Below are 24,951 nucleotides of genomic sequence, written 5' to 3'. Positions count from 1 at the left end.
TTCAACCGGTTGACTTGAAAAGATCATCAACCCGAAACTTTAAAAATTGCTTGGGAACTTTTCCCACTCGGGGTGCGACTACTTTGTGTAGTTCGCGGCTGCAGACGAGAACTTCACTTAACAAGTTTTAGTCCCCGAACCCGAAGGCTTTTGTCCATGACTCTACGCCAAGATCGCCCAGCGCAAGCATCTACCACGATGCCTGCTGGCGCCGTCGACGAGACCTCTGCGCGCAATAAACGTGGCGTACGCAAACCCAATGCACTGGTTGCGCTGCTCCGACGCCTGCATTTCTATGCTGGCATGTTCATCGGACCGTTCCTGCTCATCGCCGCCATCAGTGGTGCACTGTATGCAGTCGCACCCACCGCAGAAAAGCTGGTGTACCAGGACGTACTGACCGTCACCCCGCCACCCGGAGCAGAAGGCGTTACCAACACCATCTCGTTGGAAAAGCAAGTAAATAACGCCCACGAAGCCTTCCCGGATTTGGATATTGCCCAGGTGTGGCCGTCCTCGGAACCTGGTGAGACCACCCGCGTGCTGCTTATCGACGAAACCATTGACGAGGCAGAACTGCGCAGTGTGTTCGTCAACCCGTACACCGGAGCCGTCGTTGGTGACGAGCCATCTTATTCCGGTCTGGGCGAGTTGCCTCTGCGCCGGTGGATTTCACACCTGCATGAGAGCATGCACCTGGGGCCAGTAGGCGAGCTGTATTCGGAGCTGGCTGCCAGCTGGTTGTGGTTTTTCGCCTTGGGTGGCCTGGTGTTGTGGGCTTCCCGCAATAAAAAGGTGCAGCAGCTATTCGGGTTCGGTAACGCGCGTACCGGCAAAGAAGTGAAAAATGGTGGCGTCAAGGATGCCAAGGACACCAAAAACAAAGGCACCGGACGTCGGCGCCTGGTCAACCTGCACGGCGTGACGGGAACCTGGATGCTCATCGGCATGCTGGCGCTGTCGGTCACCGGAATTACGTGGTCCACTTACGCTGGCGGAAACGTAAACCGCACCGTGGAAGCGTTGCAGTGGCGGGCGGATCCGATCACCACGGAACTCAGCGGTGAATCAGCAGAAGCCGCAGACCCGCACGCAGAACACGCTGGCCACGGCGGTGGCGGTGGCGCGGAAGCAGAGGCAGAAGCTCGCGCCTGGACCCCGGAGGAAATTGCCGAACAGGCCGATCAGGTCTTGGCGACGGCTCGTGAAGAGGGCCTGACTGGTTCATTGCGCATGTACCCAGGCGAAAGCGTTGAGCACGGCTGGCAGGCCAGCGAGCGCTGGACCGAATGGCGCACCACCTCGGATGCCATTTCCGTCGATGGTGAGACCGGCGAAGTCATCGACCGCCTGCCATTTTCCGAGCTGCCACTGTTTTCCAAGCTGACTTCTTGGGGCATTTACCTGCACATGGGCATCATGTTCGGCCTGCCACTGCAGATCCTGCTGTTGGTCACCGCGCTGGCCATCGCGGGCCTGGTGGTGCTGGGCTACATGATCTGGTGGAAGCGCCGCCCAACCCCGGGCGCGACCGCAGGCATCCCGGGGCCACGCACGAAGCTGAGCACCAAGCAGTGGACCATCGTCGCAGTATTCCTGGTTGCCGTGGGCGGTTTCTTGCCGCTATTCGGAATTAGCTTGGCAGCGATGCTGCTTGCCGACGTCTTGCTGAGCAAGCGCGCCGGGCACACTGGGCACGCCGGGCACGAAACCAGGCGTGCACCTGTCGACGGCGCACGTGCTTAATTAGCATCAGTTTTCATTACTCCCAGGAGCTAGGCGCCTCGACGTGGTCGCGGCGTTCTTCTCCTTCGGCGTACAACGGCATGTCCTGACCGGCACGGTAGAACGGCGCGTTGTTTGCTGGCAGTGGGTTCTTGCCCTTGATCAGGTCTGCTGCCTTCTCCGCGACCATCATCGTCGGCGCGTAAATATTGCCGTTGGTGATTGATGGGAAGACCGAAGCGTCGACGACGTACAAGCCTTCGGTGCCCCACACCTGCATGGTGTCTGGGTCCACCACTGCCATTGGGTCGTCCTCAGCGCCCATCTTTGCAGTACAGGAAGGGTGCAAAGCGGTCTCGCCGTCGTTGCGGACCCACTCCAGGATCTCCTCGTCGGTTTGCACAGCCGGGCCAGGGGAGAATTCGCGGGTGCCGTGCTCGGCCATCGCGTCGGTGGCCATCAGCTCACGTGCCTTGTGCACAGCCTCGACCCATTCGCGGCGGTCTTGCTCGGTACGCAGGTAGTTGAACAGCATCTTCGGCTTGACGTGTGGGTCTGCCGATTGGATGCGCACCCAGCCCTTGGTATCGGAGAACATTGGGCCGACGTGCCACTGGAAACCATGCTTGACCTTGGCCGGGGTGCCGTCGTAACGCACTGCCATAGGCAGGAAGTGGAACATCAGGTTCGGGTATTCTTCGTCGTCGTTGGAGCGCACGAAGCCACCGGCCTCAAAGTGGGAAGTTGCCACAGGGCCCTTGTGGGTCAGCAACCACTGCAGGCCCATGAAAGGCCAGCGCCACTTGCGCAGGTAAGGCTGCGAGGAATGCGGCGTATCTACCTCATACTGGATATAGACTTCCAGGTGATCCTGCAGGTTTTCACCCACGCCTGGCAGTTCCTTGACGACGTCAATGCCGTGCTCTTCCAGCAATTCGCGTGGGCCCACGCCGGAAAGCTGCAGCAGCTGTGGCGTGTTGATAGCGCCGGAAGCCAGGATGACCTTGTCCGCGTAGATGCGGCGGGTAGCACCCTGCCATTCGTATTCCACGCCCTTGGCGGTGGTGCCGTCGAAAATCACGCGACGGGTGAAAGCCTGGGTGCGTACTTCCAGATTTTCCCGCTGCAAGATTGGGTGCAGGTAGGCGCGTGCCGACGAATGGCGGCGGCCTTTTTTAATATTGCGGTCGAAAGGCGCGAAGCCTTCCTGCCGGTAGCCATTGACGTCGTTGGTCAGCTCGTAGCCGGATTCCTGCACGGATTTGAACAGTGCCTGGAACAGCGGGCTGGTGGCCGGGCCGCGGGACAGGTACAGCGGGCCGTTGTGGCCACGGCGCGGATCGTTGGCGTCGGCGCCTTTCGCGGTTTCCATTTTGTTGAAATAAGGCAGGCAGTGTGCGTAGTCCCAGTGCTCTAGACCTGGGTTTTCTGCCCACTTTTCATAATCCAGCGGGTTGCCGCGCTGGAAAATCATGCCGTTGATGGAACCGGAACCACCCAAGACTTTGCCGCGGGCGTGGGGTACGCGGCGGCCATTCATCTCTGGCTCTGGCTCGGTTTCGTAGAGCCAGTCGTAGTCTTTATCGCCGATGGGGAAGGAGAAGCCCGAAGGCATGTGGATGAAAAGGTCCCAGATGCTGTCTGGGCGTCCGGCTTCCAGGACGACGACGCGGGTATCAGGGTCTTCGGTCAAGCGGTTAGCAACCACCGATCCTGCAGATCCACCGCCGACGACTACGACATCGCTGACCTCGTCGGTAACTGGCGCCGAGTTTTTCGACGCTTTTTTGGCCGAGGTCGCGGCATTCATGGAATTAAACAGTCGCGAAAAAATGCTCACGCTGTGTCCTTTCTACTGCTAGAGCCCACGGCGGTAGCCGTGTGCGGAACAATATTCCAGCCTAGCGGTGAAAAATAGCCCTAGCCAATGACTGTGTGATGGTATACAGTCAAAAAGCTTGAAAACTGAGAATTGGTTCAAAGTGGAATCAAAAAATCCGCACAACGCATCCGCAAAACGCAGCGACATATGCGTAACAGTAAAATAAGGAGATGGTGGTGGCTGAACAAGCTGAGCCGCAATCGACAAATACTAGAGCTTCGCGGTTTATCCCGCGGGCGCTGGTGGGAACCTTCCGTGTAGAAACCGGCTATGATCACGGCGATGACGTCCCAGTGGCGAAGCCGAACTGGATGGTGTTTGGTTTTTCCAGTGCGATCATCCTGGCAATCGCGCTCTACACCTTCATTGCTACGGAATCTGCGGAAAACAACCTGAACGCGATCACCAGCTGGATCGCCGGTAATTTTGGTTGGTTTTATATTTTGACTGCCACCGCGGTGGTCATCTTCGTGTTGGTTGTAGCATTTTCTCGCACCGGCAGTATCCGGCTGGGGCCGGACCACTCCCGTCCGAAGTACAGCCTGTACACCTGGGCATCGATGTTGTTCGCTGCTGGTATCGGCGTCGACCTGATGTTCTTCGGTGTCGCTGAGCCTCTCACGCAATACTTTGAGCCACCAACAACGGACCCAGAAACCTACGCCGCGGCAAAAGAAGCCGTGGCCTGGGCTATGTTCCACTACGGAATCGTCGGTTGGGCTATGTACGCGTTGATGGGCATGGCTTTTGGTTACTTCGCCTACCGCTTGAACATGCCGTTGGCGATCCGCTCGGCGCTGTATCCCATCATCGGTAAGCGTATTCACGGTGCTGCTGGGCATTCCGTGGAAGTTGCCGCGATGCTGGGAACCGTTTTCGGTATCGCGGCGTCGCTGGGTATCGGTGTGGTTCAGCTCAGCTACGGTTTGCACATTATCTTCGGCTTTGAGGTGACCATGGGCTTGCAGGCTACCTTGGTTGCCGTCGGCGTGATCGTGGCGACGATTTCCGCTATTTCCGGCGTCGACAAGGGTATTCGCCGTCTTTCGGAGCTCAACGTGGCCGTCGCCATTTTCTTGGGCTTGTACGTGCTTATCGCCGGTAAGACCGCCTGGTTGCTGAACTCGCTGATCGATAACGTCGGCACGATGCTGGCGAGTTTCCCGGCTTGGGTGATGGACACCTACGCCTACGCGGATGATCAGGAAGCCGTCAGCGCGTGGATGGAAGCCTGGACGCTGTTCTTCTGGGCCTGGTGGATTGCTTGGGCGACCTTCGTCGGCCTGTTCCTGGCACGCATTTCCCGCGGCCGCACCCTGCGCCAATTCGTCATCGGTACCTTGATGTTCCCATTCCTATTCATCGTGCTGTGGATGTCGTTTTTTGGTAACTCCGCACTGGATTTGGTCATGGGTGGCAATAATGAAGAATTTGCCGAAACCGCCATGGCACAGCCGGAGTCCGGTTTTTATGAACTGCTGGGCACCTACCCGGGTGCATCGGCCCTGATTTTGCTGGCTACCTTGTGTGGTCTGTTGTTGTACATCACCTCGGCGGACTCCGGTGCGCTGGTGATGGCGAACTTCACCTCGCACATCATTGACCATCGTCAGGATGGCGCGCCGTGGTTGCGCGTGTTCTGGTCGCTGACCGTCGGCGTATTGACGCTGGGCATGCTGGGGATTGGTGGTGTGGCCGCGGTGCAGGCTGCCACGGTGATCATGGGCTTGCCGTTCGCTTTCGTGATGTGGATGGTGATGTTCTCGCTGTGGAAGTCCCTGCGGCAAGAGAACATCCAACGTGATTCCCGTGCAGTGGCGCTGCACTCCGCGATCGCCGGTCGTGTTGCCGGTGCCCGGTGGAAATCCCGGATTGGTCGTGCCAACCGCTGGCCAAACGGCGAGGAAATTACCGCGTACTTCGAGAACACCGCCACTCCTGCGCTGGAGAAACTCTGCACCGAGTTGCGCAACGAAGGCCTGGATGCCCGTTTGCTCACCAGCTTGGTACCAGAGTGTCAGTTGCCGCAGCTGGACCTGGAAATTCAGCTGGGTGACGAGCGCGAGTTCCGTTATCAGTTGTACCCAATCCAGACTGAAAGCCCGGATTTCGTGGACGGAAATAGTGATTATTATCGCTTGGAGGTCTTCGATAACAACGGATCCATGGGCTTTGACGTCTATGGCTACGACGAAGATCAGCTGATCAATAACGTGCTTGACCTCTACGATCGCCACTTGGAGTACCTGCACATGCAGGCGCCGCTGCGTGGTTCTTCGGACCTGTCGGATAATTCGGATCCGGTTCGCAGCTGGAAGGAAGACTTCTCCGAATAAAGCCGGTGTTATTGACCCTGGCTAGTAACCGCGGTGCGATTAGCGCGTCAGCAGTACAGCTATAGCGAAGCCCCCAGATCACCTTGTAGGCAACAGTCCGCTGTGATTCCGGGGGTTTCTTGCTGTTCGGATGAAGCTATTGTGTGGCTTTTATTGTCCAAAAAGAAGTAACAGCAGCAGCTGTCAGGAAAGTTGGAACCAAAAGCCACAGTCCGCCGGTGGAGTCAACAAAAATCATCAACAGTATAGGGATGATCAATGCTGCCCATGCGGCAATGATGCACGACTGTGCCAGTTTTGAATAGCTCATGAGGACTCCTTAGCAAAAAGCAGCAGCTCCGGTGTTAGCAGTGTGTAAATTATCGCATTCATTAAATAACTTGCGACCCACATTCAGCTCAGTACAAGACTTCTCCGAATAAAGTATTGTAATGCGCATGAGTACAAAAAAGATTGCGCTGTCTTTAGCTGCTGCCGCAACGATGGCAGCAAGCATCATTACCGCTCCAGTCGCTCACGCCGTACAGGGCGGAACTCCAGTTTCCGATGACGATGCAAACGCGAAAAACGTCGTCATCGTCTCTGGATGCACCGGCACCGCCATCAGCCCACACTGGGTGCTGGCTGCACGGCATTGCTTCGGTGACGGCACCACCGCAAAGCTGGTACGCACCGGGATTGAAAAGACCGGCACGAAAGGCTCCGAAGAGGTCTATCATGCACCGAGTGGCGATATTTCCTTGGTGCGCATGTCCACGCACTCCTCATTTGATTTTGACAGCTACCCAGAGCTGGCCACTGAAGAACCGAAACCAGGCCAGGTAGGAACCTTCTACGGCTGGGATAACACCTCACACAAGCGCTTGCCGCATTCACAGGCTGAGGTGCAAGGTATGTACCAGGACGGTAGCTACGACAATGGCAAGATGTATCTTGTTCATCACAAAGACGGTGCGTACTCGCAGCCAGGTGATTCCGGTGGGCCGTTCTTCATCAACGGCAAGCTGTCCGGTGTGGCTTCCGCAATTTCCGGTGACGGCGTGCCACTGAATTTGGCCGATATCTCTGCCCAGTTGGACTGGATCAAACAGACCATGGCGAAAAACGGTGACGAGCCAAACCTGGGCAATGGCGCGGTTAATGGCATGGACAAAATTTTGCAGGAGAAGGGGCTGAAGAAGCCGGGGGCAGAAAAAGATAAAGAAAACGGGCAGCAAACTCAGGAGCAGGCAGCAAATCCAGAGCAACCACAGCCGCAACCTGCGCAGTCAGAGAAGCAGGAACCAAAACCTGCCCAACCAAAACCTGCCCAACCAAAACCTGGCAAGCAGCAGCCAGCGAAACCTGCACGGCCTAACCAGGGCAGCCCGCTGCTGTCGTCGTCCAGCCTGTAAATTTCTGTCCGGGAATTTCCTTTTGGGCCACATGGAGACTTTTCCAAATGAAGTAACATGTCCCGCATGAACATAAATAAGATTGCGCTATCCTTAGCTGCTGCCGTAACAATGGCAGCAAGCATCATTGCCGCCCCGTCCGCTCATGCCGTGCAGGGCGGCACTCCGGTCTCGGATGACGATGCACTGGCGAAAAACGTCGTCATCGTCGGCGGATGTACCGGAACTGCCATCAGCCCGCACTGGATTTTGGCAGCAAAACACTGCTTCGGCAATGGCACCACGGCGCACCTGTTGCACACTGGTGTTGAAAAGACCGGAGTGGATGGCACTGAAGAGGCCTACCACGCACCAACTGGCGATATTGCCTTGGTGCGTATGTCCACGCACTCCGCATTCACTTTCGATAGCTACCCAGAGTTGGCTACTGAAGCGCCAAAGCCAGGCCAGGTAGGAACCTTCTACGGCTGGGATAGCACCTCGCACAAGCGGCTGCCGCACTCCCAGGCAGAAGTGAAAAACCTATATCAAAACGGCAGCTATAACAACGGCAAAATGTACACCGTTCACCACAAAGACGGAGCGTATGCACAGCCTGGTGATTCCGGCGGACCATTGTTCATTGACGGTAAGCTATCCGGCGTAGCTTCCGCGATTTCTGGCAACGGAACGCCGATGAACTTGGCCGATATCTCAGCTGAGATCAACTGGATCAAGCAGACTATGGCGCGCAATGGAGATGAACCAAATCTAGGCAATGGAGCGGTCAACGGCATGGATAAACTGTTGCGGTTGAAAGGTTTCTTGCCACGGGCGTGAGCAAACTTGCACAGCGCGGGGCCACCTTTCGCAGTAAAATTGGGATATTCAGACACGAAAACCCAAGCGAAAGGTGTCATTTTGACCAACGCGAATAACCGCAGCACGCTGTTTGACCCCACCACCACGGACTTGCTTGCCGACGTCTACCGCGCCGGAAACGACGCCCCAGCCAGCTTGTTCATTGGTGGGCAGTGGCGCCAGGCGCAAGAAGGCGGCACTCGCACCATTAACTGCCCCGCTGATGGCACCACGGTGGGCATGGTCTCGGAAGCCACGGATGACGACACCATCGCGGCTATCAAGGTAGCCCGTGAAACTTTTGACTCCGGCGTGTGGTCGTCGGTGCCAGCCCGGGACCGTGGCCGTTTGGTCATCGGTATTGCAGATAAAATCCGGGAAAATAAGGAACTCTTCGCCGCCGCAGAATCCGCAGACACCGGTAAGCGCTTCGAAGATTCTCTGGTGGATATGGACGATATCGCCGCAGCCTTCGAACATTTCGGCACCTTGATCGGCCACCAGGCCGGCCGCGTGATCGACCCGGGCATGGATAATGTGCGCTCGCGCATTGATCACGAACCAGTCGGCGTCGTCGGCATGGTTACCCCATGGAACTACCCGCTGCTGCAGGTCGCCTATAAGGTCGCACCGGCCATCGCTGCTGGTAATACCTTCGTGCTCAAGCAGGCAGAACTGACCCCGCACACCGCAATGCTGTTGATGGCAGTCACCAAGGAACTCGGCTTGCCTGACGGTGTGGCTAACCTGATCACCGGTGCAGGCGCAAACTGCGGTAACCCATTGTCTACCCACCCAGACGTGGACATGGTCTCGTTCACCGGTGGCCTGCAAACCGGCAAGCTCATCGCCCGCAACGCGGCAGAAACCGTCAAGCGCGTGGCCCTGGAGCTGGGCGGCAAGAACCCGAACATCATCTTCGCGGATGCAGACTTCGACGTTGCCGTCGACAACGCGTTGAACGGCGCGTTCTTCCACTCCGGCCAGGTTTGCTCGGCGGGTTCGCGCATTCTGGTGGAGGAATCGCTGCACGATAAATTCGTCGAAGAATTTGCCAAGCGCGCCAACAACATCAAGTTGGGTGGCCCCACCGATGACAAGGCAGAAACCGGCCCGCTGATTTCCGCCGAGCACCGCGAAAAAGTCGCCGGTTATGTAGAAGAAGCCCGCGAGCACGGCGCGAAGATCCTCTCTGGCGGTCGCGTTGCCACCAGCGAGGACACCAACGGCCAGCACGGCACCGGGCAGTCGGATCTGGGCGCAGGTTTTTATTACTTGCCGACGGTCATCGACGGCGTCGACCGCAATGCCGACATGGATTTCGTTTATGACGAAGCCTTCGGCCCAGTCGTCACCATCGAGACTTTCCGCGATGAAGACGAAGCCCTGGAGATCGCCAACGACACCATCTACGGCCTGACCGGCGCAGTATTTACCACCGATGCCGGCAAAGCCGAGCGCATCGTGCGCGGGCTGCGACACTGCACCATCTGGATCAACGACTACCACCCATACCTGCCGCAGGCAGAGTGGGGCGGTTACAAGCAATCCGGTAACGGCCGCGAACTAGGTGAGGTCGGCTTGGCGGAATACCAGGAGCACAAGCACGTGTACCACAACCTGACGCCTACCGTGCACGGTCAGTTTGGCCAGCAGTAACTAGTGAGTCGGTTGCTTATTCGGTAACTGGCTGACCGCCGTATACAACTCATCGTGGGGTTTGGCCGCTTTGTAGGCGGCCACCCAGACGTAGATAAACGACGCATACAGTACGATTCCGGTGACGATCTTGCTGCCGATGAGCAGCACGAGGTCGTCGCCAAGAATATTCCAGCCAAAATGGCAGGCAAACGCCACGACAAACCAACCCAGCGCGTGCGTGAGCCGCCACCCCAGGCTCCGGTCAGCGGCAAACAATGCCCAACCGATGCCCCAACCGGCCAGACCGGTGAACGCGATATGTAAAAACGGGCCGAGGAACACTCGCGCACCCCAAATCTGCAGAACCCCCATGATGTCTGAGGATGGGTGGATCGGCGACATCACGATGCCGTAAAGCAGATTTTCAAAAGATTCAAAACCTAAGCCAACCAGCATGCCGATGACAAAACCATGCCACGGGCGGTTGAGCTGCTTAAACGCCAATAAAATAAAAACTACGCCGGTGGCTTTCGCGATTTCTTCTGGGTACGCCCCGCCCCAGGACGCTGCTGTTGTCGTGGCGCCGGTATGTGCGGCGAGATCAATAATCGACGGTGCGCTCACCGACACCAGCGCGTAGCTGGTGCCCGCACCCCACAGCACCGCCAACAACGCGGGTGCCCAGCCCTGGTATGGCCACAGGCGGGTCTTGCGAACCACTGCGATGAGAATACCCAAATACAACACAGTGAACACTGTGCTGATTACCGCTGGCACGGGGAGGGCGAGAGCATGCGTCAGCACCGGCAGAGCCATGAATGGCAAGCCCAGCAGGATGAACAAAAATAGCGAATAGCGGAATAATTTACTCATGATTATGCGACCCGCCTGACGGTGTGTGCTTGTGTGTTGCTGTGAGTTTGTGCGCTCGGATATGGTGCTGCGTTATGCACGGGTTGTGGTTCTGGGGCTCGCAGCGGATTGTCCGCCGCATCGCTGCCCGTTCCGGTATAGCTTTGTAGCAGCTCACGGACGATTTCTGGCAATTCCTCGCCGGAAATTTCCCGCCAGGAGCCGGTGACAATATCTAAGTTTTCGTTGATGCGCCCGCGGAACACGATGACCTGGGAAGCGCCGAGTTGGCTCGTCGACATGGCGATACCGTGGCCGTTGGGCTCGATAAGCAAACGCTGTTCGCCTGCGCGCAGAATATCGCCTTCGGGCAGGTCGGTGCCCGCCACAAAACGAAACATGCGGCGCAGCGTCAGGTCCGGATCACCGGCGTGCGGGGTAGTCAGCGATTCAATATGTAGACCAGGGCAGTTCCAGCCCTGCCCGGTTAGCGCCATGGCATCAACGGGGCATTCCCGGTCCGCTAGGCGTATCTCTGCACCGGCCACAGGGTCTTTCACCACCAGGGGAGTGGTGGCCTGCTGCGCCGACGGGGTGACCTTGTTGAGCACCACCGGAGCGAGCATGGCGGCGACGACCGCCAGGACAAGCACCACCCACAGCAACGTGGTGCGTTGCGGCTGGCTACGGTACAAGCGCAGTTGGGTGGGGCGCAGATTGGGCAGAGAAACTGGAGCGGGCATGCTAGCCAGCCTAGTAAACTAGGCAAACATGAATGACCTATATAGCTATGTCAACGGCCCGTGGTTGGAAAACCATGTGATCCCGGACGATCGCGCCGTGGATGGCACCTTTCACAAATTACGTGATCAGGCCGAAGAAGATGTTCGCGAGATCGTGAACGAGGACAACGGCCGCGCCGGTAACCTGTTTGCCTCTTTCATGGATACCGAAGGCGTCAATGCTGCTGGGTTGGAACCGCTTGCCGACGACTTCGCCAAGCTTTCTGTCGCTGATATTGGTGAGTTCGTAGAAAACCTGGGTGCACTGGAACGCGTCGGCGTCGGCAGCCCGCTGACATTCTGGGTAGAAAAGGATTCTGGCAGTGAAGATTCGGTGGCCTACCTGGTGCAATCCGGGCTTGGTCTCCCGGATGAGGCCTACTATCGCAGCGAAACCCATGCGGAAACCTTGGCTGCCTACCGCGAGCACGTCGCAAAGATGCTGGGCTTTGTGGATCCCGCGAAGCTGTTCGGGTTGGATGCCGACGTGGCCGCAGAGCGCATCGTGGCCCTGGAAACCGAAATCGCCTCTGGGCATTGGGATGTGGTTGCTAGCCGCGATGCCCTGAAAACCTACAACCCGACGGATTTCGACGAGCTGCCAGAGTTGATCCAGCGCTTGCTACGTGGTGGCAACTTGCCGGAGCACCGCCTGGTGAACATGATGCCGAGTTATGTGGAACATCTGGTTGGGCTGCTTACCGACGACCGGTTAGCGGACTGGCAGCTGTGGGCTACCTGGCACATTCTGCTCTCCCGCGCGGGCATTCTGCCGGAAGAAGTGACCGAGGCGAACTTCAATTTCTACGGCCGCCAGCTCACTGGTTCCACCGAGCAGCGCGATCGTTGGAAGCGTGCTGTCGGAATCGTGGAATCTGTGGTGGGGCAGGAGATCGGCAAACTCTTCGTCGACAAGCATTTCCCGGCCTCGTCTAAGGAAGACATGCTGGAGCTGGTGGATTATCTGATTCGCGCCTACCGCCAGCGCATCTCTGAGCTGGAGTGGATGACGCAAGCTACTCGTGAACGTGCGTTGGAGAAACTGGAACAGTTTAAGGCGAAAATCGGGTACCCGGATACCTGGCGGGACTATTCCGGCTTGGAGTTCTCCCCGAAAGGTGCCGATCTGGTGGCAAACGTGCGCGCCGGGGCTGCGTTTAGCCATGACTATGAGCTGGGCAAGGTTGGCAAACCGGCGCGTCGTGACGAGTGGGTAGCGAACCCGCAGACTGTCAACGCGTTTTATAACCCAGTGGTCAACGACATCACCTTCCCGGCCGCGATTTTGCGTGCGCCGTTTTATAACCCAGAGGCGGATGCCGCGGAGAACTTCGGTGCGATTGGTTCCGTCATCGGGCACGAGATTGGTCATGGTTTTGACGACCAGGGCTCGAATTACGACGGCCAGGGCAACCTGAACCAGTGGTGGTCGGATGAAGACCGCGCGGCTTTTGACGAGCTGACCGAGAAACTGGTGCAGCAATTCGACGGTTTGGTGCCATCAGTACTGCAGGCCACGGGAAGCGGTACAGATGGTTCTGCCGACAACGCTGAGAACACCGACAGCGTCGAGAAGCCGGGCGTGAACGGTGAGTTCACCTTGGGTGAAAACATTGGCGACCTGGGAGGATTGGGTATCGCCGTGGTGGCGTACCGGTTGTATCTGCAGGATCGCGGCATGAGCTACGACGACACCGCCGTGGAAGCCTTTGCGGTTGAAGGCGCGCAGCCTGAGCTTTATGAGCGGAAGTTCAACGGCCTACAGCGGTTGTTCCTGGCCTGGGGGCGGGTCTGGCGCACTGCGATTCGCCCAGAAATGGCGAAGCAGTACTTGGCCATTGACCCGCACTCACCAGCGGAATTCCGCTGTAACCAGATCGCAGCAAATATCGATGAATTCTACGAGGCCTTCGAAGAAATCGACACGGATTCGCCGATGTATTTGCCGCCGGAGCAGCGCGTCAGTATTTGGTAATTACTGCGCAAGTAGCTCGTAGCATGCAGCACGCAGCTGCCTGCGTTATTTCACCGTGAGGCTGGCGAGGACATACTCTTCGCCATTGTCGCGGTGCACGCCCAGCAAGCCATAGGTGTCTTTTTCATCTTGCTCGCTGGGCGTTAATTCTGTGCGGAAGTGCAGCTCAAAGTTTTTCACTTCACCGTCGACGTTGACGGTGCCTTCCGCGAAATCAACGGTGCCCTTGTCTAGGTGTACTGCGCTGATGTGGGCATCGGGGGATTTTCCGGTGCCGCGGATGGCGAAAATCGGGATGATGCCGTTGGAAAACGCCGCACCCCGCTGCCCAGTCATCATGGCGCGTACCCACTGTTCGACGGCGACGGAATCGCATAGTCCGTAGGCTAAGGAGCGTTGCCCCAGTACAGAATGTTGCATGGACACGATCGGGTTATCTGCCGCGCGTGGGTCCAGGTTGTCTGCGGCGCGGTAGCTGAGTGATAGTTGGCGGAGCTGCTCGGAATCGTCGGTGCCCACATAGACCTCGATGCCGACTTCCCCGGCCGGGTCCACCAGGCGGTAAAAGCCCTGCAAATCGTTGATATTGCCGTGTTGTGCGGCGATTTCTTCTTTGCCTGGTTGTAACTTCGCATTAAAAATTTCTGCGACTGCGGTCATCAGGGACTCCTTTCACATGGATCACTGTTGGGCCCCATAGTACCGAGCCAGGCCTGCCTGACGTCTGGATTAGAAGTTTGGACTAGACGGCTGGACTAGTCAGCTGGACTAGCCACGTAAACTACAACCCATGACGGAAAATAGTGCGATCAATAAAAACGTCAGCAAGCAGCGCCCGGAAGGTTTGAGTGCGGAAGAAGCACGCATGTACGACGATTTTCAGATCGGGGGCCACGAGCGCGAGATGCCGGAAAGCGAACGCTTGGAGCAGCTGGCGTCGTTTATTGATGCTCACTACGATAAACCCGCTGGTTGGGAGGCAGAGGCCGGGAAAAATGCCTCTGAGTATGCTGCATCTGCACAGGCCGACGCAGCCCAGTCGGGAACTGACCACCCCGGCAACCAGCTTGCCGACGCGCGCGCAGAAATCGAAAATTACCTGGCCCGCCTGCCGGACCGCATCACCCACGCTGCGATGATCATGCTGGGAAGCGCGGTGGATCATTCGTTGCCAGTTACGGCCTATGCCCAAGGAATCGAGACACGGGATGATGAGTTTGGCCGGTGGTACCTGCCAGAAAACCCACGTGGGGTGGCCGTCGCGGTGGTTGGTGGCTGGTGGTATGCCGGTGCTGCCCGCGAAATGTCGTGGGAGCCGGAGATCGCCGCATTGGCTGGTTATTCGCAGCGGGCAATTTTCAGCGTGCATTTTCCTTTGCTGCCGGAGGCTTCTGTTGCAGAAGCTAGTGCATTTGTACGCCGTGCGGTGGAGGCAGTGCGTGCTTCGGCGGAAACCACTGCAGAAAGTAACGAATTGCTCGCGTGGGGCAAGTGGGCTGGGGCTGATTTGTTGCTGGAGCACGCTGATCTGGTCGACGCCCTGGTGCTCACTTTCGGGAGTGCAGATTCTTCTGCGGTTGCGGGCGTCGGCAAGCGGGTGGTGCGGCAGCAACTTACCGCACACCGCCACGTTGCCACGCCTACCACGGCGCGTGCGGCAGTCCGGGAAATTGCGGAGTTGTGGGGAATTCGCTGATGCCAATTGAGCCAAACGAGCCGAATGCGCCAAATGAGCCAAGTGCTCCGCGGCTGCAGACCGATCTCAGCGTGATCATGTCGGTTTATCACAGGGACCAGCCCGATGCCTTGCGTGCGTGCCTGGATTCTTTACTGCACCAGACGCGCCCGGCGGAAGAAATCCTCGTTACCGTCGATGGCCCCGTTGGGCAGGAGCTGGACGCGGTGTTGGCGGAATATGCCGATCGCATCACGCTGTTTCGTTTGCCAGCAAACTGTGGGGCTGCCATCGCGCGCCAACGTAGCTTGGATGAGGTCACAACCATCTACACCGCAGTGATGGACGCCGATGATGTGTGCTTGCCGCACCGCTTCGAGTTCCAACTGGCCGCGCTTGCCGACGATAACCTGGACCTAGTAGGTGCGGCCATGTATGAATTCGACGGGGATGGTGACGGTGAGCCGGAAGAACTTATCGTGGCGCGTCGTCCGGGAACGCCCACCGAGGAAATTGCCAAGAAAGTAAAAACGGTGACGCCGTTCAACCATCCGACGGTCATCATGCGAACAGAACTCGCACGCGCAGTTGGTGGCTATCGTCCGGTGGCGCTGTTGGAAGACTACGACTTTCTTGCACGCATGCTGGCACACGGGGCAAAGGCTGCGAACTTAGTGGAACCTTTATTGTACTTTCGGGTGAACGATGCGATGTTTCAACGCCGCTTGCACAAAAAGGCGTTTGTTTCCGAATGGCGGCTGCAGCGTAACTTGGTCAGCTATGGTTTGATCTCGTGGCCCCGGGCCGTGTTTAATTTTTTCGCGCGTAATACTTTCCGGGTACTTCCGCCGCCGCTGCTGCGATTTGCGTATCGGGTGTTGTTCCGGTCAGAAGCCTGGGCAGGAAACAGCTAAAGGAGCAAATTCGTGCGTTGGATGACTGTAGCGATGGTGTTTGCTGCTGCCAGTGGATATGTGGTCATGGTGTTGGCCGCTGCCGTGTTAGGCACTGATGGGGCCGACCGTTGGTTGGTGTTTTGGTCGTCGTTCTTTGCGGTCGCGGCTGTGGCCAACGGCATGCTGCAAGAAACCACCCGGGCGGTGGGGGAGGCGCAAAACCAGGAAGAACAAAAAACACAAGAAGCTCAGGAACCGCAGGAAGGGCAGAAAGCGCAAGACGCACAACCAGTAGCCGCACCTGCCGCTACCACGGCTGCGCGCCCGAACAAACCAGCAAATCCACTGCGCACAGGCGGGATCACCGGTATTGGCCTGGGCGCATTAGCGGCGTTGACGGCCCTGTGGTGGGCGCCGTCGGTGGCGCCAGAACATTCGTGGTGGGCGGGCATCCTCATGGCCGTCGGCATCGCGAGTATCTTCGTGCAACAAACCGTCGCGGGCTTGTTATCAGGCACAAACCGGTGGAACCGCTACGCCGCCTTATTGGGGATGGATGCTGCGCTCCGCTTGGCGATCGCCGGGTTATTATCCCTGGATTATTTGACCGTGCAGATGATCCCACCAGCGGGCTACCAAATTGGCTTCATGATTGCGACGGTTTGCGGCGCGATCTCGTGGATTATCGTCATCGCCGCCTCCCGCGACCGGCGGAGCATCGTGCACGCCGAGGTCGATGTCACGGGTCGGCAGCTGTGGCGCAACAGCCTGGCTGCCATGGCCGCTACCGTCGCCACCGCGCTGATGGTCACTGGATTTCCGGCCCTCGTGGATCTCAGCCTGTCGATCTCACCGACGACCACCGCGGTACCTATCGCTGCCTTGCTGTATTGTGTGATGCTTACCCGCGCCCCACTTCTGGTACCACTGACAGCATTCCAATCCGCCGTCGTCATGTTCTTTTTGCGCCGCCGCGAACAACCACTCGGGGCTTTGCGTGCCCCGGTGGCAGGTCTGGTTGGGCTCGGTATTGTCGGGGCAGGTTTAGCCTGGGCAATTGGGCCGTGGTTGTTTGGCCTGTTTTTGGATGATGATTTCATTTTGCCCGGCTCAGTGCTCGCGGTATTGACAGCGGCATCGGTGGGAACTGCACTGTTGATGCTGACGGGTTCGGCGGTGCTCGCGCACCAGCGGCACCGCTCGTATACCCTCGGCTGGTGGGCAGCAGCGATTGCTTATATATTGCTGCTATTGGTGCCGTTGGATCTGGTGACCCGTTCCGCGTTGGCCCTCGCGGTTGGCCCCTTGGCTGGGGTGGCCTGGCATGTCGCCACACTCGCCCGGCTTCGTCCAAAATATGCGTCTGATTAGGATATAGTAACGCTTGATGAAATATTCCGATGTCTGGCTGGTGATCCCGTGCTTCAATGAAGCGACGGTGATCCGTGACGTAATCGCAAACGCGCGAAAGACCTTTCCAAATATCGTCGCGGTTGATGATGGCTCCAAGGACGGCTCACCAGAACAAATCCTGGCTGGCGGCGCGCACCTGGTGCAACACCCAGTGAACTTGGGGCAGGGGGCGGCGATCCAAACCGGCGTGGAATACGCGCGTGCACAACCCGGTGCACGCATTTTTGTCACCTTCGACGCCGACGGGCAACACCAGGTCCACGACGTGGAGAATATGATTGCCCGGTTGCGCCAAGATGACCTAGACATCGTCGTTGGTACGCGTTTTGGCGCTTACGAACGCGAATCTTCCCAGGTTCCGCTGCTGAAGCGCATCGTGTTGCGCATCGTGGTGGCACTGTCGCCGAAGTTAAAACGCCTGGGCTTAAGCGACGCCCACAATGGCTTGCGCGTGATGGGGCATCGCTTCGGCAATGCACTGCAACTACGCATGAACGGAATGAGCCACGCCAGTGAATTCGTGGACATTATGGGCAGCGGCGATTGGGCTGTGGGCGAAGAACCCGTCGACGTGCTGTACACCGAATATTCCATGTCGAAGGGCCAGTCACTGTTCAATGGTGTCAATATTCTTGCCGACGGGCTACTGGGAAAGAGGCTGGATTAAATGTTGTTGATTCAAATTCTGCTGGTCATCGCGGTTGCCGCGTTGACGCTGTATTTCCTGAGCAACCGCCGCAAGGCACGCGCGAAAGCCGGCGTGAAAATCGGCTTCGTGACATTTCTGATCCTTGCTATTTTCGCGGTGCTGTTCCCCGACGCGACGACGTGGGTGGCGCAACTGGTGGGCGTGCAGCGGGGAACCGATTTGATGCTTTATGCGCTGATCGTAGCCTTCGTGTTTGTCACGGTCAGCTCGTATCTGCGCTTCCGCGAACAAGAACTACGCTTTGCCCGGCTGGCGCGTGCGGTGGCGTTGAGCAATGCCCAGGCTCCGGATGATTTGAATGACGCGGATGATTTGAATGATGCGGATAATGCGGAGCCAACCGGTGCCAGAGAAAACTGGGCCTAATAATGATTAGGCCCAGCGGTGACCGGGCTTAGTAGCTACCAGTCCTAGCTGCGACTGGTCCTAGCTGCGGAAGTATTCCACGGTTTTCGCCACACCTTCTGCGATATCTACCTGCGGGCGCCAACCTAACAACTGTTCAGCTTTGGCTGGGTTCAGGCAGCTGCGTGGCACATCGCCCAGGCGCGCCGGGGCAAATTCTGGGGTATCCGGGGCCCCAGCGGCCGCGGCAACCAAGGTGTGCAGCTGCCGGTCTGAAGTTTCCACACCCGTACCGATATTGAAGCGCTCGCCACCACCTGCGGTGCCAGAAGCCGCCAGGTAGGCCGCGACCACGTCGTCGACGAAAATATAATCCCGGGTATTGCTGCCGGTGCCGAAGACTTTCGTGGGCTCACCGGACAACAACCGCTGCGCGAAGATCGCTACTACGCCGGCTTCCCCGTGCGGGTCTTGCCGCGGGCCGTAGACATTCGCCGGTGCAATATGCGAACACTCCAGGCCGTAGAGGTGCCGGTAGGTATTCAAATAAATCTCGCCAGCTGCCTTGCTGGCCGCATACGGCGAGTGCGGATCAATTGCTGTGGATTCATCAACTGGGTAGTCGTCCGGAACCCCATAAATAGAACCACCGGATGGTGTACCAACAATTTTGCGGACCCCCGTTTTCCGCGCGGCTTCGGCCAGACGAATCGTGCCAATAATATTGGCTTGCGCATCATGCAATGGATCCGTCACGGAGTGGCGCACGTCGATCTGCGCGGCCAGGTGGAAAATTACTTCTGGCTCATGTTCTGCACAGATGCTTTCGAGATCGCCGGTGATGATGTCGGCTTCCACGAAACTGAAACCGTCATGGTCGCGCGCCAGTTCTAAGTTGGCACGGTTACCTCGACTGAGGTTATCTAGGGCGACAACCTCGTCGCCCCGTGCCAAAAGTTGATCGACCAATGTAGAACCGATGAATCCGGCGCCGCCGGTAACCAAAGCCTTCATGACCCTAAGGTTACGCCTTCCGCCCTATGGTGTCTGCGGCGGGTAGGGGCTATTCTCCAGGATCTTTTCCAATTCTGCGGCACTAAACATTTCGTCGACGGCGTAGATGGTGACTTCGCGGTGGCGGTACACTTCGGTGAGTCCAGGCGCGGTATCTCGCAAGTTCAGCAAGACGTCATTGGGTGGTTGCTTTTCTGGACCCCAAAAATTCGGTGGACTGATGAACACATAGTTTATGTTCATGCGTTTGAGGATGGCGTCGACTTCTTCGCCGTCGTTAGTACCCGAACCCGCCTGGTCCAGGGTATGGAAAAGCGCGGTTAGCTCCGGTTCTACGGCACCGGTATAGAAATAATGCCGTGCGGTGCTAGGAAGCCGGTTATAGGCATACATCCAGCCGTTTCCTTCATCCGGGTTCACAAAAATGTGCCCGTCATAGGCTTTCGGCTGTTCAGCCAACCAATCATAGGCGCGCAGGTCGCGCTCGCTCACCAGGCGGCCAGAGCGCGAATCTTGGGATAGTGCCCGGGCCGGTTCTTGCAACGTGATTAGGGAAGTACCCGCCACGATAGCGATAACGACGCTGGTGGCCCCGACTGTGACGGGTAGTTTACGGATGCGGTCTTTGTTCATCGCCGCGGCTACTTTGTGGATGATCCACCCCAGCAGTAGAGCAGCTGTGGCCGCCACCAGAATGGATACCCACACGTTGATGCGCCGGGCATCCGAATAAAACGGGCTCACAATCTCTTGTAGGAAATCTCCCACCGGGGTTTCAAAATACTTCATGGCGTGCGCAGACAAGGCCACGCCAAAAGCCCACAGCAAAATAGGCCAGACGGTTTTGCGAGCCAGCAAAACCAGCGCACCAATGCCACCGATGATCAGCAAATGCCAAGTAGGGCCAAATTCATTCGTGTGCCTCGTGAGCAATCCCGCAGCCAAACGCCAGCTTTCCGCGCGGTCAATTCCCTGGACCTCGAAGGTACGGGCGAAATCACCGAAATCTTCTGCATCCTCGTTGCCAAACAGAAACACAGCAGCCGGAATGGCGGTAGCCACTGCACCGAGGCCCACCGCGGCCAAAGTTAAGAAATCGCCCAAGCGTGAGCGCGTCGGTGCGAACAGCGCATGGAAAAGCCAGTAGAACACCACCAGGAACACCGCCACCAACAAACCCTGGGGCTGACTGCTCAGTGCACCAAACAACGCGAAGATGGCAAAGGGGATGGCTCGGCGATCGCGCAGGCAATGGATCGTCAACATCGCCGCCATGACCCCCAGCATCATTGAGGTAGCAGCGGGGATTGCTGCCACACGAATCTCGATCCATGGCAGTGCCGGGAAAAACGCGGTGCCGGCTCCAGCGATGCCGGCCACCGCACGCCCACCCAGCAGGCCAGCCAATGCAGCCACTGCCCAAGGAGTCACCAAAGCCAGCATGATGCCGGACCCGAGGTTGTACTCGGCCATCGTGGTGAGATCCACCCAGCGCGCAGGAATGGAAACGACGGAATGCCACGCGGTGGGGTAGTACATCGGGGCGCCAGTGAACTGGTGATGCAACGCGCCCATCTCGCCCGGAGCCGCAATACCTTCCTCACTGATAAACGCCAGCACATTCGCGTGCCAGTGCGCGTCCCAGCCTTGGAAGACATTGTTGATGCCATGTGGCATATCCGCCAAGTAATTCCAGTACATTCCGCCGATGCTCAGTGCACCCGCGCCCACACCGGCAACCGGAAGCCAATCTTTTGCTTCCCAACGACGGCGCTTCGGCGCTAGCGTCGACGCTACCGGTACGGGCACCAGACGCCCCCACAATTCCGCCAGCACAACGGCAACCAGCAAGGTGATCGCGGCCGTCGGCAAGCGCCAGCCAGCCCCAAACACGTTGCTTATTTGTACACCAGCAGCGACGATGCCAAACGTAATCGCCGGTGCCGCCAGCAGAGCAACTGGCACTGACAGGCGAGCCCGCCAGCCAACCAGCAACCCGGGCAAGATCACCACGGCGATGAGACTGGCGACGAAAACCGCTGCGTCCATTGCTTAACTCCGTTCTTTACGGATTTTCATATCCGAGCTGTGCCACAGACCGCTGCGGGTGTGCTCGCTGTAGTCGATCGTAGCTTCATCCGGCGCATTGCCTGCAGAATCGCGTCGCAGCTCGTATTTGTGCACCGCACCCCAGTCGCGGTTCCAGTCGCCATCCAAATATCCGGGGATTTCATAGGACCAGTTCACGGCTTCTGCCGTGGCCATCGCGCCACCACCGTAGTAGTCCTGGAAACCACCCAGCTGGGATTGCGCATCAGAATCCGGCAACACGCGGAATTCTGGGATCTCTGTGACGCCTGCGTAGTGGTCAAACGGGCGCTGGCACGGGAACTGGAAGGCCGTCGACCAGTCCAGCAGCGCCGGGGTATCGCCGTCGAAACGTTGGCTCACCGGCTCCAACTCCGGGTTGCGTGGCGGGGTCAGCGCGATCCAGTCTTCCGGGTCCAGCGAATAGTCCTCGGCCACCAAGCGCACCACGTCGGCGTCTTCGGGGATTTCCTCCAGTGGGAAGCGCAGGTTGCGCCAGTCCGGGCGCTGGCCGACGTCCATCATCTCCACCTTCTTGGTGTTTTTGACCTTGCCATCCGCACCGCGGGTGCCGTATTCCAGCAACAGCTCTTCGCCTTCTTGCTCGATGCCGTTGATGTCGTGGTGGGCGATGCGACCAGCGGCAGAGACGACCAGCAGCGGGGCCGACTCGCGGCGTTCCGGCAGTTCATACCAGCCTGTGCTCAGCTCTGCGGCTGCCTGTGGCTCGGATTTATCCACCCACGAACCCAACACTGGCACCCGGTTATAGTCCAGGTTGAATGGCAGACGGATGGTGGATTCGTTTACGCCGGCATCGGCACGGGTACCGTCCTCGGTTTCCTCAGTCGATTCCGAACCCTGGCCCGCGCTGGTTGGCGAATCGGCATCACCGATCACACCGACAGCAGCTGAATCGCCACCATCCGGCTCGATCTCAGAAGGCACACCATTTGGGGTGAAACCGCGCGAGTCACCAGCCTCGAGCGATTCGCCGAGTTCCCCATTAACCGGACGCAAGAACGAATCATTGGTATTGGTTTCTAACAAGGCGTCGTCGGCAAGCGCGCAATGGCCCCCCGTCAACGCCTGCAGATTTCCCTTGCCGATGGAATACGACGGGTATTGATCCACAAAAGCTTTCGCGAATGACGCCATCGACAGCGCAACCGCTAGCGCAGAAACCACCGCGATTGGTGCCGCCATTACACCAGCCCAACGCGTATTGCGTTCTGGTTTCGGCGAGCGGAAAGAATAAACGACGCCGACTAGCAACACGATCAGAGCCAACAGCAACACAACGTTGGTGGCTTCGACACCGCGCAACTGGATCGTGCGATCCCACCAAGGGATACCAAACGACGACACATACCACCAGGCATTCCAACCGGCCAGAGTGAACGCCAGCAGGAACAACACGCCTGCGATCGACAGCACACGAGCGCGCCGGGAGCGCACCGCTACCTGCGAAAGCACCACTGCACCCAGTGCTGCGATTGCGGCGGCAATACCTGCGTAGATACCGAAGTGGTGGGTCCACTTCGTCGGGGTGAACATGAGGAAGAACAGCGAGACGAACACGATCAACACCAGGCGCAACGCCGGGCCATTCGCCATCTTCCGGTCCCGCACAAACGCGTACAGAATCAGGACGATGCAGGCGAACATCACCACCGGGCCGAAGCGGCGGGTAAACGAGCCATCCACGGTTTGTTCAAACAAGGTCTGGTAGCGGACGAACTCGAAGAACCACTCCAACGACGGACCGACCTCGCCGCGCACGCGGGTAGATTCCATGACCGTCGCGATGGTTTGGTTGTTGAAGATCATCACCATGATCATGGTTCCGGCAGCCAAAAACGGTGCGATCATCGCCGCGGCCGTCAGCTTGCCACCTTCCAACAACTGCAGGCGGTAGAACAGAATCCGCAGCAAATAAGGCAGCGCGATCAGGAACGAACCGACCGCAAACAGTCCCGTCGGTCCCGCGGCCAAGGTGACCGTTGCGATGAAGGTGCCAATCGCCGCAGGCAGCAGACGCTGAGCCACAATCGCCCGCTCAAAAGATACCCAGGTGAGCACCACGCCCAGGGCGACGAATGGCTCCGGGCGGATACCGTTGTTGAAAGGCAACCAGAAGGCCAAAAACACTAGCGCGGCGGTCCAATGTGCCACGCGTCGTTCGTTCACCATCTCGCCCAGGCGCGGCAGAATCTCGCGGGAAAGTACCCACCAGATCGCCAGACCACACAGCAGCGCAGGCAGGCGCATCCACAGCGAGTTCGTGGATACCGAAGCAAAAAGCGCCAGAAGATCGTAGTACGGGGTACCAAACGGTGATTCCGGCACGCCATACCAGCGGTAATAATTCGCCATATAATCGGCGTGTTCAGTCACCCGCGCCATCGTCAGGATATAGCCGTCGTCCGAGGTGTTTGCACCAAAAACGTGCCAGAACGCCAGCACCGCCACCACTAGGCCATCCAGCGGCCGCAACTTAAACCAATGCGGCGGCAGCACCCGCAGGTCCTTTCGGCCATCCAGCAGATCCATCCGCGCCAAAGCGATCAGCGAAAGCACCATGAAGAACACACCCAGCCCCATCGCCAGCGATTTCGCGAGCGTTGGGGTGGAGGTAAACCGCGAGTTGATCTCCACGTCCACATCCAGGCCTGCTGCGGTCAGCGTGGCCACATTTTCCGGGGTGTCCTCGATCTCGGTGTAAATGCCGGTGACCTGCGGGCGCAGATCATCTTCAGTCTCCGCGGAATGCTTGCCGACGGCTACCTCAGCACCGTCTGCAGTAACCGCAATATCGATCAGTGCGTCGTCGGCAAGCGCAGCGACCTGCGATTCCTGCAGGCTCAGTAGCACCTCGTCGAGCGCAAAAACGTCCAAGCCACCATCGGTAGAACGCACGAATAACCCGCGGTTGGAGGCCTCAGTGGAATCCTCCGGGACCGTGCCTAACACCAGGGTTTGTTCGTCGCGCAGCTGATCCAGCGCAGAAACCGGAATCGTGGCATGGAAAGATTCCGGGGCCACGGAAATCAGTGGTGCGTTGACGGAATTCAGTGAGTCATTTTGCGGCCAAGCGAACGAGGATTGCGTTTGGGTGACCGGCAGCAGCGGAGTGGCAATAAACAGCAAAAAGCCCACGACGCCGGTGATGATCGCCGTGAGTTGGAGCTTTTTTGCATGTGCGGCTGCGGTGGGGTTCGAGGCGCTGTGGGCACTGGCTGCTCGCTGTGCTGATTCCTCGGTTCCGACTGACTGGGGGTTGAGAGGTTGAGGTGACACAACGTGTCAGTTTAGCCCAGCCGCAGCCGAAAATTGGTCTTGACTGGGCCCTTGTTCTGGCCCATGTGACCAGCGCACTATTGG

General features: G+C 58.2%; 19 protein-coding genes. 11 read left to right on the top strand and 8 right to left on the bottom strand.

Features of this window, described 5'->3' with window-relative positions:
* Window positions 1-156: 156 nt before the first annotated feature.
* Window positions 157-1,746: a PepSY-associated TM helix domain-containing protein gene (locus O146_RS0109810; RefSeq protein ID WP_027018350.1), complete on the top strand. Its 1,590-nt coding sequence runs from the start codon at window positions 157-159 to the stop codon at window positions 1,744-1,746.
* A gap of 16 nt (window positions 1,747-1,762) precedes the next feature.
* Here O146_RS0109810 and betA read toward each other — a convergent pair whose 3' ends face one another.
* Window positions 1,763-3,535 (bottom strand): choline dehydrogenase, encoded by a 1,773-nt coding sequence (betA, locus tag O146_RS0109805; protein WP_027018349.1) that lies wholly within the window; start codon window positions 3,533-3,535, stop codon window positions 1,763-1,765.
* A gap of 242 nt (window positions 3,536-3,777) precedes the next feature.
* On the opposite strand from betA, the gene betT reads away from it, so the two are divergent.
* Window positions 3,778-5,943, top strand: a complete 2,166-nt coding sequence (betT, locus tag O146_RS0109800; RefSeq protein WP_024272634.1) for a choline BCCT transporter BetT — start codon at window positions 3,778-3,780, stop codon at window positions 5,941-5,943.
* A gap of 136 nt (window positions 5,944-6,079) precedes the next feature.
* On the opposite strand, the gene O146_RS12695 is transcribed toward betT, so the two are convergent.
* Window positions 6,080-6,253 carry a hypothetical protein gene (locus O146_RS12695; protein WP_023018560.1) on the bottom strand — a complete coding sequence of 58 codons (174 nt, stop codon included), beginning with the start codon at window positions 6,251-6,253 and terminating at the stop codon, window positions 6,080-6,082.
* Window positions 6,254-6,380: 127 nt separating this feature from the next.
* On the opposite strand from O146_RS12695, the gene O146_RS0109790 reads away from it, so the two are divergent.
* The 3 genes from O146_RS0109790 (at window position 6,381) to O146_RS0109780 (ending at window position 9,836) form a co-directional block, all read left to right on the top strand.
* Window positions 6,381-7,337 carry a trypsin-like serine protease gene (locus O146_RS0109790; protein WP_244266841.1) on the top strand — a complete coding sequence of 319 codons (957 nt, stop codon included), beginning with the start codon at window positions 6,381-6,383 and terminating at the stop codon, window positions 7,335-7,337.
* A 66-nt stretch (window positions 7,338-7,403) separates the two neighbouring features.
* Complete coding sequence (locus O146_RS0109785; protein ID WP_242720863.1) at window positions 7,404-8,156, top strand: trypsin-like serine protease; 753 nt, start codon at window positions 7,404-7,406, stop codon at window positions 8,154-8,156.
* A gap of 81 nt (window positions 8,157-8,237) precedes the next feature.
* On the top strand, window positions 8,238-9,836 hold the full coding sequence (locus O146_RS0109780; protein WP_027018346.1) for an aldehyde dehydrogenase family protein: 1,599 nt from the start codon (window positions 8,238-8,240) through the stop codon (window positions 9,834-9,836).
* Here the strand turns inward: O146_RS0109780 and O146_RS11885 are convergent, their stop codons facing one another.
* Both O146_RS11885 and O146_RS0109770 read right to left on the bottom strand, forming a co-directional pair.
* Window positions 9,837-10,691 (bottom strand): PrsW family intramembrane metalloprotease, encoded by an 855-nt coding sequence (locus tag O146_RS11885; RefSeq protein ID WP_051619394.1) that lies wholly within the window; start codon window positions 10,689-10,691, stop codon window positions 9,837-9,839. It abuts the gene before it with no gap.
* A 2-nt stretch (window positions 10,692-10,693) separates the two neighbouring features.
* Window positions 10,694-11,413: a hypothetical protein gene (locus O146_RS0109770; RefSeq protein ID WP_027018345.1), complete on the bottom strand. Its 720-nt coding sequence runs from the start codon at window positions 11,411-11,413 to the stop codon at window positions 10,694-10,696.
* 28 nt (window positions 11,414-11,441) lie between these two features.
* On the opposite strand from O146_RS0109770, the gene O146_RS0109765 reads away from it, so the two are divergent.
* A complete protein-coding gene (locus O146_RS0109765; protein ID WP_027018344.1) occupies window positions 11,442-13,427 on the top strand; it encodes a M13 family metallopeptidase in 1,986 nt (661 codons plus the stop codon).
* Window positions 13,428-13,472: 45 nt separating this feature from the next.
* Here O146_RS0109765 and O146_RS11880 read toward each other — a convergent pair whose 3' ends face one another.
* Complete coding sequence (locus O146_RS11880) at window positions 13,473-14,087, bottom strand: CG0192 family protein (protein ID WP_051619393.1); 615 nt, start codon at window positions 14,085-14,087, stop codon at window positions 13,473-13,475.
* A 130-nt stretch (window positions 14,088-14,217) separates the two neighbouring features.
* Between O146_RS11880 and O146_RS0109755 the strand changes: the two genes are divergently transcribed.
* The 5 genes from O146_RS0109755 to O146_RS0109735 are packed head-to-tail and all read left to right on the top strand — an operon-like array spanning window position 14,218 to window position 18,486.
* Window positions 14,218-15,123, top strand: coding sequence for an alpha/beta hydrolase family protein (locus O146_RS0109755; protein WP_027018343.1), 906 nt, complete (start codon window positions 14,218-14,220; stop codon window positions 15,121-15,123).
* Window positions 15,123-16,016 (top strand): glycosyltransferase, encoded by an 894-nt coding sequence (locus tag O146_RS0109750; RefSeq protein ID WP_051619392.1) that lies wholly within the window; start codon window positions 15,123-15,125, stop codon window positions 16,014-16,016. The genes O146_RS0109755 and O146_RS0109750 overlap by 1 nt, the downstream gene beginning before the upstream one ends.
* 12 nt (window positions 16,017-16,028) lie before the next feature.
* Window positions 16,029-17,369, top strand: a complete 1,341-nt coding sequence (locus O146_RS11875) for a hypothetical protein (protein ID WP_023018552.1) — start codon at window positions 16,029-16,031, stop codon at window positions 17,367-17,369.
* Between the two features lie 16 nt (window positions 17,370-17,385).
* Window positions 17,386-18,078 (top strand): glycosyltransferase family 2 protein, encoded by a 693-nt coding sequence (locus tag O146_RS0109740; RefSeq protein ID WP_021352075.1) that lies wholly within the window; start codon window positions 17,386-17,388, stop codon window positions 18,076-18,078.
* A complete protein-coding gene (locus O146_RS0109735) occupies window positions 18,079-18,486 on the top strand; it encodes a DUF2304 domain-containing protein (RefSeq protein ID WP_126850157.1) in 408 nt (135 codons plus the stop codon). It abuts the gene before it with no gap.
* 60 nt (window positions 18,487-18,546) lie between these two features.
* Here the strand turns inward: O146_RS0109735 and O146_RS0109730 are convergent, their stop codons facing one another.
* The 3 genes from O146_RS0109730 to O146_RS0109720 are packed head-to-tail and all read right to left on the bottom strand — an operon-like array spanning window position 18,547 to window position 24,867.
* On the bottom strand, window positions 18,547-19,479 hold the full coding sequence (locus O146_RS0109730; protein ID WP_023018551.1) for a GDP-mannose 4,6-dehydratase: 933 nt from the start codon (window positions 19,477-19,479) through the stop codon (window positions 18,547-18,549).
* Between the two features lie 24 nt (window positions 19,480-19,503).
* Entirely contained in the window at window positions 19,504-21,528 is a 2,025-nt protein-coding gene (locus tag O146_RS11870; protein WP_051619391.1) for a DUF6541 family protein, read from the bottom strand.
* 3 nt (window positions 21,529-21,531) lie between these two features.
* Entirely contained in the window at window positions 21,532-24,867 is a 3,336-nt protein-coding gene (locus O146_RS0109720) for an arabinosyltransferase domain-containing protein (protein WP_027018340.1), read from the bottom strand.
* Between the last annotated feature and the right edge of the window lie 84 nt (window positions 24,868-24,951).

This window comes from Corynebacterium pseudodiphtheriticum DSM 44287 (assembly GCF_000688415.1).
GTDB classification, from domain to species: domain Bacteria; phylum Actinomycetota; class Actinomycetes; order Mycobacteriales; family Mycobacteriaceae; genus Corynebacterium; species Corynebacterium pseudodiphtheriticum.
Note: the sequence above shows the minus strand (reverse complement) of the source record. Positions and strands in the feature narration are given on the sequence as shown.

Bases quoted from the DNA above. Each gene is read 5' to 3' on its own strand.
- O146_RS11885 (WP_051619394.1), bottom strand. From the start codon at position 10,691: ATGAGTAAATTATTCCGCTATTCGCTATTTTTGTTCATCCTGCTGGGC.
- O146_RS0109735 (WP_126850157.1), top strand. From the start codon at position 18,079: ATGTTGTTGATTCAAATTCTGCTGGTCATCGCGGTTGCCGCGTTGACG.
- O146_RS0109730 (WP_023018551.1), bottom strand. From the start codon at position 19,479: ATGAAGGCTTTGGTTACCGGCGGCGCCGGATTCATCGGTTCTACATTG.
- O146_RS0109740 (WP_021352075.1), top strand. From the start codon at position 17,386: ATGAAATATTCCGATGTCTGGCTGGTGATCCCGTGCTTCAATGAAGCG.
- O146_RS11880 (WP_051619393.1), bottom strand. From the start codon at position 14,087: ATGACCGCAGTCGCAGAAATTTTTAATGCGAAGTTACAACCAGGCAAA.
- O146_RS0109770 (WP_027018345.1), bottom strand. From the start codon at position 11,413: ATGCCCGCTCCAGTTTCTCTGCCCAATCTGCGCCCCACCCAACTGCGC.
- O146_RS12695 (WP_023018560.1), bottom strand. From the start codon at position 6,253: ATGAGCTATTCAAAACTGGCACAGTCGTGCATCATTGCCGCATGGGCA.
- O146_RS0109765 (WP_027018344.1), top strand. From the start codon at position 11,442: ATGAATGACCTATATAGCTATGTCAACGGCCCGTGGTTGGAAAACCAT.
- O146_RS0109790 (WP_244266841.1), top strand. From the start codon at position 6,381: ATGAGTACAAAAAAGATTGCGCTGTCTTTAGCTGCTGCCGCAACGATG.
- O146_RS11870 (WP_051619391.1), bottom strand. From the start codon at position 21,528: ATGGACGCAGCGGTTTTCGTCGCCAGTCTCATCGCCGTGGTGATCTTG.
- O146_RS0109750 (WP_051619392.1), top strand. From the start codon at position 15,123: ATGCCAATTGAGCCAAACGAGCCGAATGCGCCAAATGAGCCAAGTGCT.
- O146_RS0109785 (WP_242720863.1), top strand. From the start codon at position 7,404: ATGAACATAAATAAGATTGCGCTATCCTTAGCTGCTGCCGTAACAATG.
- O146_RS0109755 (WP_027018343.1), top strand. From the start codon at position 14,218: ATGACGGAAAATAGTGCGATCAATAAAAACGTCAGCAAGCAGCGCCCG.
- O146_RS0109810 (WP_027018350.1), top strand. From the start codon at position 157: ATGACTCTACGCCAAGATCGCCCAGCGCAAGCATCTACCACGATGCCT.
- betA (WP_027018349.1), bottom strand. From the start codon at position 3,535: ATGAATGCCGCGACCTCGGCCAAAAAAGCGTCGAAAAACTCGGCGCCA.
- betT (WP_024272634.1), top strand. From the start codon at position 3,778: ATGGTGGTGGCTGAACAAGCTGAGCCGCAATCGACAAATACTAGAGCT.